Source organism: Pyrinomonas sp., from assembly GCF_040289685.1.
Lineage (GTDB): Bacteria > Acidobacteriota > Blastocatellia > Pyrinomonadales > Pyrinomonadaceae > Pyrinomonas.
In genome coordinates, this window is the sequence record NZ_PSLQ01000023.1 from 1 (window position 1) to 12,365 (window position 12,365).

10 protein-coding genes are annotated in these 12,365 nt (G+C 59.8%); 4 read left to right on the forward strand and 6 right to left on the reverse strand.

Annotated elements, in window-relative coordinates; translation table 11 throughout:
• The first annotated feature begins 324 nt into the window (after window positions 1-324).
• From cdaA to glmM, 3 genes are all read left to right on the forward strand, one after another.
• On the forward strand, window positions 325-1,179 hold the full coding sequence (gene cdaA, locus C4334_RS06900) for a diadenylate cyclase CdaA (protein ID WP_352431353.1): 855 nt from the start codon (window positions 325-327) through the stop codon (window positions 1,177-1,179).
• A gap of 141 nt (window positions 1,180-1,320) precedes the next feature.
• Complete coding sequence (locus C4334_RS06905; RefSeq protein WP_352431354.1) at window positions 1,321-2,280, forward strand: CdaR family protein; 960 nt, start codon at window positions 1,321-1,323, stop codon at window positions 2,278-2,280.
• Between the two features lie 23 nt (window positions 2,281-2,303).
• Window positions 2,304-3,668, forward strand: a complete 1,365-nt coding sequence (gene glmM / locus C4334_RS06910; RefSeq protein ID WP_352431355.1) for a phosphoglucosamine mutase — start codon at window positions 2,304-2,306, stop codon at window positions 3,666-3,668.
• A 506-nt stretch (window positions 3,669-4,174) separates the two neighbouring features.
• On the opposite strand, the gene C4334_RS06915 is transcribed toward glmM, so the two are convergent.
• A complete protein-coding gene (locus C4334_RS06915) occupies window positions 4,175-4,975 on the reverse strand; it encodes a TrmH family RNA methyltransferase (protein WP_352431356.1) in 801 nt (266 codons plus the stop codon).
• A 348-nt stretch (window positions 4,976-5,323) separates the two neighbouring features.
• On the opposite strand from C4334_RS06915, the gene C4334_RS06920 reads away from it, so the two are divergent.
• Entirely contained in the window at window positions 5,324-5,575 is a 252-nt protein-coding gene (locus tag C4334_RS06920; protein ID WP_352431357.1) for a hypothetical protein, read from the forward strand.
• A 192-nt stretch (window positions 5,576-5,767) separates the two neighbouring features.
• Here C4334_RS06920 and C4334_RS06925 read toward each other — a convergent pair whose 3' ends face one another.
• From C4334_RS06925 to C4334_RS06945, 5 genes are all read right to left on the reverse strand, one after another.
• Window positions 5,768-7,171 carry an acetyl ornithine aminotransferase family protein gene (locus C4334_RS06925; RefSeq protein WP_352431358.1) on the reverse strand — a complete coding sequence of 468 codons (1,404 nt, stop codon included), beginning with the start codon at window positions 7,169-7,171 and terminating at the stop codon, window positions 5,768-5,770.
• A 474-nt stretch (window positions 7,172-7,645) separates the two neighbouring features.
• Window positions 7,646-9,046, reverse strand: a complete 1,401-nt coding sequence (cysS, locus tag C4334_RS06930) for a cysteine--tRNA ligase (protein ID WP_352431359.1) — start codon at window positions 9,044-9,046, stop codon at window positions 7,646-7,648.
• Window positions 9,047-9,080: 34 nt separating this feature from the next.
• Complete coding sequence (locus C4334_RS06935) at window positions 9,081-9,476, reverse strand: hypothetical protein (RefSeq protein WP_352431360.1); 396 nt, start codon at window positions 9,474-9,476, stop codon at window positions 9,081-9,083.
• A gap of 309 nt (window positions 9,477-9,785) precedes the next feature.
• On the reverse strand, window positions 9,786-10,811 hold the full coding sequence (gene thiL / locus C4334_RS06940; protein WP_352431361.1) for a thiamine-phosphate kinase: 1,026 nt from the start codon (window positions 10,809-10,811) through the stop codon (window positions 9,786-9,788).
• A gap of 48 nt (window positions 10,812-10,859) precedes the next feature.
• Entirely contained in the window at window positions 10,860-12,029 is a 1,170-nt protein-coding gene (locus C4334_RS06945; protein ID WP_352431362.1) for a pyridoxal phosphate-dependent aminotransferase, read from the reverse strand.
• Window positions 12,030-12,365: the final 336 nt, after the last annotated feature.

Sequence of the window (12,365 nt, forward strand, 5' to 3'; positions counted from 1 at the left end):
GTCAGCGAAGCTACCTTGGGGCGCCCTTGGAGGTCAAGGTACGCTTCGCGTGACCCTGGCTAAGCTGAGAGGTGAGTTGGTCTCCACGGAGTCTCAGATGTATTGACCGATTACACCGCTTGATTTTGGAGAAGTTATGGGCTAAATTCCGCGTGGGGTCGTGCAAATCCTGCGACTTCCTTCGGACAATGGAGGAAGTCCAAAGGCTCGAAGCCTTGTTTGCCCGGTTCACCGCTGCACCTGCGATGCACACAGAAGCACGCGAGGCGATGCTCAGCGAGCGTCGCGCGACGAGAACGCTACCCGACGAACGAAAGAGGCACGGTGATATTGCTCTTGTCGTACAAGGAGTATCTCGAACGGCTCGGCGAGCCACGCAGTCTCGTGGATATCGCGCTGGTCTTTCTCATCGTCTACACCGTGCTGCGGCTCGTGCGCGGGACGCGCGCAGCGCCCATGGCAGCGGGGCTATCAGCCTTCGCGCTTCTTTACTGGCTGGCCATTTGGCAACGTCTCGCCACCCTTGAGTTCATCCTTCGCGGCGCTCTGCTTTACGTCGGCGTCGCGATCATCGTTCTCTTTCAAGCCGAAATACGTCAAGCTCTGGTCTCGTTCGGCAACCGTCTGCGCTTGCCTTTGTGGCGTCGTCATCGCGGGCAGTTCGGCGAAGGCATTTACGACGAGATCGTGCTTGCGGCAACGACGCTCGCTTCAACCAAAACGGGCGCGTTGATCGTCATCGAGCGCGGCATGGGATTAACCAACGCCGCCGACAGCGGCATTCGACTCGACGCTGAGCTGAGCTACGATCTGCTCGTGACCATCTTCAATCCGGCCACACCGCTTCACGACGGAGCAGTGATTATTCGCGGGCATCGCGTAGTAGCGGCCTCTTGCTTTCTACCGCTCACGCTCAACCCGCGCTTATCAAAAGATCTCGGCACGCGCCATCGAGCTGCCATTGGCATCACCGAAGCAACGGATGCCGTGGCCGTAGTGGTATCGGAAGAAACTGGTTTGATTTCGTTCGTCGAACGCGGGCAGATCAAACGCGGGCTTGATGCTACGCGCTTGCGCGCAGCCATTCTGCAAGCTTTGCAGTCGCCGCGACAACGCCGCGAAGAGCGTCGGCTGCGAGCTGAAGCCGAACGCGAAGCGGAAGAAGCTGTCTCAGCTTGATCTCGGCGCACGCCACTCTGCGCGTCTCAGCGTTGATCGAACGCGCATTCGCGTCGGCAGATGAAGGTCTTCCGCGGCGAGAGGTTTGCGTCAAGACGCGCTCTCCCCGAAGCGCGCGATTTCGATGGAGCACGTTCTTCGGTGAACGGACGCGAAACGAAATTCGATGCAACCGAAGCGTGGCAAGCGGTACGCCGCTGGACTCACGCGCTGTTGTTTGACGACTGGGCGCTCAAGGCTTTGGCGCTCGCCATCGCGCTCGCCTTGTGGTTCGCCGTCGCTGGGCAACGCACTCCGGCGACGATCCGTCTGCGCGGCGTCCCGCTCGTCTTCCTCCTGCCGGAAAACGTTGAAATAGGCAACGCGCCGCGCGACGAGATCGAAGTCACGCTGCGCGGGACCAAAGGCGCGCTCGATGCTTTGAACGTCCGCAATCTCGTTGCCACGGTGGATCTGCACGGGTACGAACTCGGCGAGCGCGTCCTCGTCTTGACGCCAGAACGCATTTCAATGGAACTTCCCGACGGCGTGAGCATCGAAGACATTGAACCGGACCGCTTGCCTTTGCGGCTCGAACGGCGCGTCGAACGCGAAGTCGCCGTTGAGCCGCACATTGAAGGAACATTGCCCGATGGCTACGAGATCCGCCGCATTCAGGTGATCCCCGATCGCGTCAAGATACGCGGCCCGGAAAGCCACGTCGAAGCGTTGCAAAAAGTCACTACGGAATCGATCCTTTTGAGCGGGCGACAAGCCAGCTTCACCGTCCCGCAAGCGACCATCAACATCTCGGATGCCAAGGTCGTCGCGCTGGAGCCGAGCGTTGCCGTGCGCATCGAAATCGCCGAGCAAGCCGAGGAGAAGAAACTCTCCAACGTCGTCGTAGAAAGCGATGGTGCTCGGCCCGCGGCTCCGCGCGCGACCGTCGTTGTGCGCGGCCCTCGGTCCGTAATCGAGTCTTTGCGCGCCGAGGACTTGACCTTAAGACTCGAACGCAGCGAAGATGGAACCGTGCGCCCGCGTCTTGGTGGTCCAGCCGACGCAGTTCGTCAGCTAGAGATCCTCTCGGTCTCTCCCAAATCGCTCGAAAGCCCCAATTGACGCTTCACTGCAACGAGAAGAGCATGGCCAAACTTTTCGGAACTGATGGAATGCGCGGCGAAGCCGGAAGATTTCCGCTCGATGCCGCAACGATTCACATCACGGGATGGTCGCTCGCACGACATCTGACCGCGCAACTGGCGCGCGCGCCGCGCATCATCGTCGGACGCGACACGCGCGAATCGGGAGCGTGGATCGCACAAGCGCTCATCGCCGGAGCGCGCTGCGTTGGCGCTGACTGCGTTTCTGCCGGCATTATCACCACGCCCGGCGTCGCATACCTTACGCAACATCTTCGCGCCGACGCCGGCGTCGTCATCAGCGCGTCGCACAATCCGTTCACCGATAACGGCATCAAGATCTTCGCGCCGACGGGCCGGAAGCTCGACGATCAGATGGAACGCTTGATCGAAGAGGACATCTTCGCCGCACGTCGAACGGATGTACGCCCCATCTCTTCATCCGCCGACCGATCGGTTGAGGATGACTCGCCTTCCGCTCGCAAGCTGCGCGAACTCTACCTTCAACACCTCAGCGACAAGGCCGCGGATCTGCGTCTTGAAGGCTTGACGCTCGTGCTAGATTGCGCCAATGGCGCTGCCTTCGAGATCGCGCCCGAGCTTTTCGCGAGATTGGGGGCGCGCGTCACGGCAATTCACAACCAACCCGACGGACGTAACATCAACCGCGACTGCGGTTCGCTTCACCTCGATAGCCTAAGACGTGCTGTCTTAGATCATGGCGCTGATGTCGGCGTCGCTTTTGACGGCGACGCCGACCGCGCTCTTTTCGTCGATGAGCGCGGCAACGCTGTGGATGGCGACGCCGTGCTTTGGATCATGGCGCAACACATGCAGGAACGCGCTGAGCTTTCGGCAAACGTTGTCGTCGCGACGGTGATGAGCAACATGGGGCTTGAAGTGGCGCTGCGCGAGCGCGGCATCAAACTGCTTCGCACGCCTGTGGGCGACAAATACGTGCTTGAAGAGTTGTTGCGCACCGGGGCAGCGCTCGGCGGCGAACAATCAGGCCACATTATCTTCCCGCGACTGAGCCTAGCCGGCGACGGATTGCTTACGGCGCTGCAAGTCTTTCGCGTGATGCGCGAGAAGGCGCAGAGCTTGAGCGAACTCACCTTTGGTTTCACTCCCTTCCCGCAGGTGCTCGTCAACATCCACGTGCGCGAGAAAGTGCCGTTCGATGAAGTTGCAGCGATCAAAGCTTGCGCCGAAGAGATGCAACGAGCGCTCAACGGCCAAGGAAGACTCCTGCTTCGCTATTCGGGCACGGAACCGCTCGCCCGCATCATGCTCGAAGGGCGCGATCGCGCAACCATCGAAGAGATGGCCGCGCAACTTGCTTCCATCATCGCCCGCGAACTCGGCTGAACGCTCCAGCACCTCTCGTTGCACCCCCTTGATGAGTCCGCGAAGCGTAAGTAAATGGCTCGTCGCGGAAGACTTCGCTCACGCGGGAAGAGATGCGCTCGATCACTTAGCAACCGGCAGCAGCTATCGGATGAAGGACAAGCTGTGGGTTAGGATCACACGGACGCATTGAGGAGTTGAGCGCGTAAACCGAACATACGCCTGTGGGATGAGGCGCGATGATGTTTGGAAGCTGCAATCCGCTGTTTGTTCGAGCGCGATTTTCTTGGGCAGTTTCAATCCGCTATTGACACGCGCCACAAAACGGCCAGCAGAAACCGAAAGGCTCGAAGCGCGCGCTAAACAGATCAGGGCGATCAAAAGCAGCCAACGGAAACCAAGAGACTCGAAGCGTGCGAAGCGCGCGAAACGAACCGAGGCGGTCACAAGACAAGAACGAAGCCTGACAAGGCGCTGCACCGGATGGCAATGCCGCTGCCTTCCGTTGCCGCCCGTGGGTTTGGCCGTTATTGCCGAAAGACGGTTCTCTGTTTGACGGCTTCGAACAAAATGATCCCAGTGGCGACGGCGACGTTCAGCGAATGCGCCCCGCCTGACATCGGGATACGTACCACGGTGTCGAGGGCAGTGCGCGTGTCAGGCAGCAGTCCCTGTTCCTCGTTGCCTACCCACAGGCAGAATGGAGCGGTCAGGTCCTCCTCCCAGAAGAGCCTTTCGGCATGTGCGCTGGAGCCAACCTGTCGCCACCCATGCTGGCGAAAAGATTCAATCACCGTGACGCTATCAGCGCACGAGACAACGGGCAGGAATGCGATGCTGCCGGTGGTGGAACGCACGCTGGCACGACTGTAGGGATCAGCGCGCGGCGAGGCAAGTATCAGGGCGCTTGCCCGTGCGGCATCGGCGGTGCGTATCAGCATCCCTAAGTTTCGGGGGTCCTGTATCCCTTCCGCAACGACTACTACTGCTTCGCGCCTCGCACATACCTCTTGCAGCGAAACGTCCCAGAAAGGGAAGACCGCAACGGAAGTGGTGTTAGTCTCATATCCACTGACCAGCAGACGGTGAAACAGCCCTTTACTGACAGAGTAAACGGGGATGCCAGCCCGTTCACAGGCATCGGCTAAATCAGGTTCAGCCTCCTCCTTGATGAACACCTGCAAAGGGCGCAGTGGGGCATGGAGTGCCTTGGCGATGTGAGAGGCGCCCTCCATCAGGAAACGGCGTTCCGCTTGGCGCGGCGCGGTCTCGGTTAGACGACAGGCAGCGCGGAAGACAGGGTGCTTCAACTGTTTGATAGATTCCATTCTAAGACTTACGCAGTTGACGAGTGGATATGAGTGGGGCAAGAAGGTTGCCGCTCCCACGGCCAGAGCGCGCGGATTCCTTGGTTCGTCACCGAGTGACCCATTGCTGCGCGAGTCTTGAGGTAGCTTCCCAAGCGTTTGTGGCCTTTGTGTGCCCTGCGGCCACCGAGATGGCGCACAGCCCTATTTGGTGACGACCACTTCACCTTCAGTATCGCATAGGGGACGCCCACCATCAACCAACAGCGGCGCCTCGCCCTCGGCTGCGCACTATGGATGACTTTGGGAATACGGCGAGCGCATCTGTGGTGACTCAAGTCACGAGCCCACCGTCGCCGGGTTCAGAACATGGATGCAGACGACTTGCCAGATGGCTCCGAGAAGCAGGTGCCCGATGCCTTCACGCCCGCTTATCATGCCGGAAATGCACGACCGGACACGGGCTTTGCTCTATTCGGCGACTACGCGATGCAAGATGTCGGTACAACTTTTCCGCCCCTACTGCCGATCAGCCATTTCTGTGTGCAGCCGTTTGGCTTTGCAACGGAAGCTTACGGCGATCGCTCCGCAAGAAACCGTATTGATTGCCTGACGCCGTGAAACCGTAACCTTCCACCCGCGTGGGCGCTGGTCATATCTCGTCGCGCACAACATCTTCAGCCCTCGCCCAGGCTAGCTCGACAGTCTTCGAGATCTTTTCCCGAGAGAGCGCTTCAGGCTTTGCAGGCCGGATGATAAGCGGCGAACGCAGATCTCGCCGTTTATCATCCAGCGCTTTATTCTAATCGCATTCTATCCGCCGACTTCGCTCACCTTGCTTGCAAAAGGCGCGCTCGATGATCTTTCTCGGCTAGCGACGCAGAGAGCTTCATCGAAGATCTCGATGGCGACATCGGCCTGCTGGCGCGTCAGGATGAGCGGCGGGGACCAACGAATCGCATTCGCCCCCGCGCCAAGCAAGATCAACCCGCGTTCGAAACACGCTCGCTCGACGCGATCGCGAATTTCCGGCGCCGGCCTCATCGTCGCGCGGTCCTCGACGAATTCAACGCCGATCATCAAGCCAAGCCCACGCACATCGCCGATCACCTCGTGCTTCTCCATTAAACGGCGCAAGCCCTGTTGCAGGTAAGCGCCCACTTCAGCGGCGTTCGAGATGAGTTCGCGTTCCAACAGTTCGATCGTTTTCAACGCGGCGGCGATGGCGACCGGGTTGCCGCCGAAAGTCGAAGCATGAGCGCCCGGCTTCCACGTCATCAGATCGGCGCGCGCAACGCATGCGCCTAAAGGCAGCCCGGAGGCGATCCCCTTGGCGAGGCAGATGATGTCGGGTTGCAAATCGTAATGCTCGCAGGCGAACATCTTGCCCGTGCGTCCCATACCGGATTGCACTTCGTCAACGATGAGCAAGATGCCGTGTTGATCGCAGAGGCGACGAAGCCCTTGCAAGAACTCGCGCGGCGCGGGGATGTAGCCGCCTTCGCCCTGCACGCATTCGACGACGATCGCGGCGCATTCCTCAGGCGGCACAGTGGTTTTGAACAAGCGATTTTCAATCCAGTCGATCGCGCCCAAACAGCACGTGCCGTCTTCGCATTTGCCTACATTGTATGGACAACGGAAGCAGTAGGCGTAGGGCACATGCGTGACGTCCAATGCTTGACGGCGGAAGCCGCGGCGTTGCGCCGCCTTTGACGAGGTAAGCGATAGCGAACCGAGCGTGCGCCCGTGAAAGCTGTTGAAGAAGGCGATGAACTTCTCGCGGCCCGTCGCGTACATCGCCAACTTCAATGCGGCTTCTACGGCCTCCGTGCCGCTGTTAGCAAAGTGCGTGCGCGTCGGACTTGGCACGGGCACGATCTCATCGAGCTTGCGCGCGAGTTCGGGCATGTGCCGGTAGTAATAATCGGTGCCGCAAATGTGGATCAGCTCTGCCGCTTGCTCTTGAATGACGCGTACGACCTCCGGGTGGCAGTGGCCCGTCGAGCAGACGGCGACGCCCGCGTTGCAGTCGAGAAAGATGTTGCCGTCTGGGTCTTCGATCCAAACTCCTTCAGCGCGCGCTGCAACGAACGGGTAGGGTCGCGTATAGGAGGGGGAAACGAATCGGTGATCGGCGTTGATGATCTCTTGCGCTTTCGGTCCTGGGAGCGCGGTTTTGATCTGCGGTCTTTCGACGGTCAAAATGGCGGACATAGTTCTTCTCCTTTCTCTCATTGGAAATTCGAGCATTTGTAGATGGCGGTTGAGATGTCAGGAGAAGCGAAGACTAGTCCGCAAAGAGGTTCGGGCGAAGATCGAGCGGACGAAGGGGCGACGCGCCAAAGGCGAGCGCGCTTTCGTAAACGCGCATGAGAAGTTCACGCAATCGCATCTCACAAAAACGTTGACGACGTCTGCGTCAACCAACGCTTTGATAGTTTGATCGAAAGACCGATTTTGATTCCGTTCGGGCTTTCGGCGCGAAATGGCCGAAAGCCTCAACCCCTTTGATTTTATCCTCTCCCGCTCGAAAAACTCAACGACGCCCAAGCGCGCCCATCGGGCTGAGCGCAGACGACGCGGCCGTAGACCGGAGCGAGAAGCTCTACGATCCCCTTCCCTGAAGATGCTGTTGCGGAATTTGGGGATGAATTTGCTGCTGCTTCTCGCAAGCCGGCAATGTTCTGTTCAGCGCCGCTTCCACCTGACGCCTTCGCGCGTGTCTTCCAGAATGATGCCGCGCTCGGCTAGATAGTTTCTGATCTCATCGGCGCGCGCCCAATCGCGACGCCGACGCGCCTCTTGGCGCTCGTCGATCAACGCTTGGATTTCGGAATCCAACATCTCGCGTTCGGGCTTGCCAAAGATGTTGAGCACGGAATCGAAGCGTTCAATCAAAGCGAGCAAGTCGCGCTTGTCATCTTCGCGCAGCGAGCCGCAGACGAGCACGGGATTGACCTCGTGCGTCAGCGTGTGAATCGCTGCGAGCGCGACCGACGTGTTCAGATCGTCATCCATTCCGGCCTCGAAGGCTTCTGCGGCGCGCGCCGCCGCGGCGCGCACCTCAGGGTTGCTACCCGGTTCGGTTCGCGCTTCGGCGAGACGCAGATGGAAATCGCGCAACGATTCGACCGTTTTTTCCGCCGCGCGCAACGCATCGAAAGTGAAGTTCAATTGCTTGCGATAAGGCACGCTCAGGAGAAGGTAGCGGATGCCCTCGGGCCGATAGCCTCGCGCGCGCAGATCGCGGAAGGTGTAGTAGTTGCCGCGCGATTTTGACATCGTTTCGCCTTCGACCTTGAGGTGCTCGGCGTGGAGCCAGTAGCGGACGAAAGGCTTGCCCGTCGCCCCTTCGCTTTGCGCGATCTCGTTTTCGTGATGCGGGAAGATGAGATCTATGCCGCCAGCATGAATGTCGAACGTCTCGCCCAAATACTTCATTGACATCGCTGAGCATTCGATGTGCCAGCCGGGGCGTCCACGCCCGATTTCGGTATCCCATGCCGGTTCATCCGGCGTCTTCGGCGCTTTCCACAAGGCGAAGTCGCGCGCGTCCTCCTTGTCGTAGCGGTCGGAATCGACGCGTTCGCTTCCGCCGACGATGTTGCCCGCAAAATTTATCTTCGAGAGCTTCCCGTATTGGGGGAAAGAGCTGATGCGGTAGTAGATTGAGCCATCCGACCTGTAAGCGTGCCCGCTTTCAAGGAGCCGTTTGATGAGCGCGACCATTTCGGGGATGTGGCGCGTTGCACGCGGCACGATGTCGGGCCGCTCGCAGCCCAAAGCATCGAAATCTTCCCACAGCGCTTCGATGTACTGCGCCGTGTACTCGTCGATCGTGACGCCTCGTTCTTGCGAGCGCGCGATGATGCGGTCTTCGACATCCGTGATGTTCATCACGTGCGTGACGCGATAGCCCTTGAATTTCAAGTAGCGCCTGAGGATGTCGGCGAAAATCATCGAGCGGAAATTACCGATGTGCGCGTAGTCGTAAACGGTCGGGCCGCAGAAGTAGAAACCGGCCTCGCCTTCGCGCAACGGGCGAAAATCTTCAAGCTTGTCTGAAAGCGTGTTGTGAAATTTCAACATCCTACTCTACCCAATTCCCCGCAGGCATAAAGTGTTAGTTGAGCGTCCCCGGCATGATGATGCCAGGCGGCATGAAATGTGCTCGGCGCGCTGCCGCTCCCGCGACAAGACACAACCGCTGATCATCGCAAGCGAAGGCTCTCGCCGACGCGACTTGACCTTGGCTGTTGAGTTCGGTTGTGAACCAAACGGTCGCCCCCTGATCAGATCGGATCTCGGGTACTGGAAGATCCAGCGGCAAAGATAAAAGGCGCAGTGCAACGCGGCGATCATGCTCGTCGCAACGACAATAGATTGATGGTCGTTCGTCGCAGAGTTCGCTCCGCCCCCCGCATGAAAGGTGATCGGGGTCATTCAAATAGGGCTTGACGGCGCCCAAACCGACGACAAAGCAGGAAAGGGCAGCAGCCACACGCACGACCAAAGACATGAAGCTTTCTCACCTCGAAAAGGGAATACTGTTCCAATTCGAGTCTAGGCAAGCTTCGCTGGCGAGTCAATCACGGCCATTCTCTTTCCGTGTTCGGCACCGACGAGCGCACGGCAAGGGCGCGTACGCCGAAATCCTCTGGCGCGGCTCATGCGTCGCTGATTTTTCAGCGCATGCTCGATGAAAGCAGCGCGCCATGCAGTTCATTGCTGGCTTACGGATTCGCTCGGTCGCGAAGATCTCTCACGGTCTGCCGAAACAGACGAAATTCGTTCCTCGCCCCTCGTCACGCTTTGGCCTCGATATCCTTCACCGCCCGTTGAAATGGACGAAGCCTCCGGGACGCAATGGGATCTTCTGTCCATCGCGGATGAGCACGAGCTGTCGTCGCGCCGTGACTTCGCCGATGCGAACGGCGCGCACGCCGTCTAGCTCGCGCGGCAAACGCCGAACATCGCGCGGGCGCACCGTGAAGAGAAGCTCGAAATCCTCCCCTCCATCAAGCGCCAAACGCAATGGATCAACATCGTGCAGAGACGATCTCACGATGAGCGGATCGACAGGGATGAGCGCAGCGTCGATGGTTGCGCCTACGCCGCTTTCGCGACATAGGTGCGCGAGGTCGGACGAGAGGCCATCGCTGATATCGATCATCGCGGTCGCCAATCTCTCTTCAGCGAGATATCGCCCCCACGAAAGGCGCGGTCGAGGCAAAAAATGTCGACGGATCAAACGAGCCGCCGCGCTCCGCGGCGGCAGCGTCGCTCCGGCTTTGAGCAAGCGAAGACCTGCCGCCGCCCCGCCCAGCGCGCCGGTGACGAAGAGCAGGTCGCCCGGTCGCGCCCCGGACCGCAGAACGGGGCGCTGCGCTTCGCCGAGCACGATCGAATCGATGACGATCCGGTCGGGCGAGCGTGAGAGGTCGCCGCCGATCAGCGCGACGCCGCTCTGGCGGGCGAGCGCCAGCAAGCCGCGATAAAAGCGATCGAGAAAGTCCGTTTGCCAAACGTCGTGTGGCACGCCGAGCGCTACCAAAGCCCAGCGTGCACGCGCGCCCATCGCCGCGATGTCGGAGAGCGAAACGGCCAGCGCTTTGTGGCCCAGTTGAGTGGCGTTGGTCCACTCGCGACGAAAATCTATCTCTTCGATTAGCATGTCCGCCGCGACGATGAGTCGCGCGCGCGTGCGCGGGCACACGATGGCACCATCGTCGCCGATGCCGACGACTACGCCGGACGAACGTGCTGCCGCGAACGCTTTGCGACGAAGCTGTGCGATGAACGCGAATTCGCTGCGCGATTTCGCCGAGTGTTTCTTGGCCGGTCTGGGTGGCAAAGCGGCAGACTCCTCGTGCGGTTCTTTCACTGACCTGGCCGAAAGATTCTACAGGCAACGCCGCAACGAATCGAGTCCTTGTTCGATGGTTTCGAGCGAAGTCGAAAAGGAGAAGCGCAAGTGTCCTTCGCCGTGTTCGCCGAAGACGATGCCTGGCACTGTCGCCACCTGCGCTTTGTCCAGAAGCCAATCAGCCGCCGCGCGGCTATCCAGCCCGAGGCGCGAGACATCGGGAAAGGCGTAAAAGGCGCCAGCGGGGGCTTCGCAATGGAAACCAAGCTCGTTGAGTCCGGCGACGAGAAGATCGCGCCGCTTGCGATATTCAGCCCGAACCTCATCGAAAAAGGAGACGGGCGTGGCAAGCGCCGCAACCGCCGCCCATTGCGAGGGGGTTGAAACGCCATTGGTCGAATAGAGCGTGGTCTTGCGCAAACCGGTCATCCAAGGTTCAGTCGCCACCGCATAACCGACGCGCCACCCGGTCATCGCATATGATTTCGAGAGCGTGAAAGAGGTGATGGTCCGCTCGAACATGCCGTCCAACGATGCGATCGAAACGTGTTCGCCATCGTACACTAAATCCTCGTAAGCCTCGTCAGCGATGACGACGAGATCGCGCTCGATGGCGAAACGGGCGACATCTTCGGCCTCGGCGCGCGTCAACACTATGCCGGTCGGATTCTGCGGCGTGTTGTAGTAGATAGCGCGCGTCCTCGGACTGGCGTAACGCGCCAGCGTGTCCGCAAATCCATTGCGCCTTGCCTCCGCCGTGGGCACCAGCACCGTTACGCCTTGGCAATGCGCGATCAAGTCTTTGATCGGCGTCCAGTAGGGCGAAAAGACCAGCACCTCATCGCCGGGATCGACCACCGACTGAAACGCGCCGAACAGCCCCTGCATTCCGCCATTCAGCACGATCACATCCTCCATGCGCGCCGGAATGCGGTTGCGCGCCTGCACCTTTTCGGCGATCGCGGCACGCAGTTCGGGGATGCCAGATGACGGCGCGTAGCGCGTCTTGTTCTCGCGCAGCGCCTCGACCATCGCTCCCTTGATGTGTTCCGGCGTATTGAGAAAAGGTTCGCCGCCCTCGAATTGGTAAACGCGCGCTCCCTGCGCCCGCAGTTCCATGATGCGGTTGCGTATCTTTACGATGTCGGAAAAGCCGACTTCGTCGAGCCGATGCGCGAGACGGAAAGTTTCAGTGCGCGTAGTCACTACTCGCCTCCAGTCGTTTGATAAAACCCACTAATGGAATTATAACGCGCGCTTTCGATGCCGACCAAGATGACCTACGCAGTCTCGCTCGAGTTGTACGAGCCTCGGCCTGAACGCGGAGCGAATGGGTGTCCGCTCGGAAGGGGAATGCCTGGCACAAACCGCATGAGAGAGCAACTTTGTCCTTCGGCGACCAACTCACAGTCGAACACGGAGGATCCACATTCGGCCAAGTGCGCGGCGGACGCGATCAATGGCTTCGTGATCGAAACATCGTCGAACACGAAAGGTTCAAATCCTCTACCAAGGCGCCGCTTTTCCCGAAGAGTTTCCAAG

Bases quoted from the DNA above. Each gene is read 5' to 3' on its own strand.
- glmM (WP_352431355.1), top strand. From the start codon at position 2,304: ATGGCCAAACTTTTCGGAACTGATGGAATGCGCGGCGAAGCCGGAAGA.
- C4334_RS06915 (WP_352431356.1), bottom strand. From the start codon at position 4,975: ATGGAATCTATCAAACAGTTGAAGCACCCTGTCTTCCGCGCTGCCTGT.
- C4334_RS06920 (WP_352431357.1), top strand. From the start codon at position 5,324: ATGGATGCAGACGACTTGCCAGATGGCTCCGAGAAGCAGGTGCCCGAT.
- C4334_RS06925 (WP_352431358.1), bottom strand. From the start codon at position 7,171: ATGTCCGCCATTTTGACCGTCGAAAGACCGCAGATCAAAACCGCGCTC.
- cysS (WP_352431359.1), bottom strand. From the start codon at position 9,046: ATGTTGAAATTTCACAACACGCTTTCAGACAAGCTTGAAGATTTTCGC.
- C4334_RS06935 (WP_352431360.1), bottom strand. From the start codon at position 9,476: ATGTCTTTGGTCGTGCGTGTGGCTGCTGCCCTTTCCTGCTTTGTCGTC.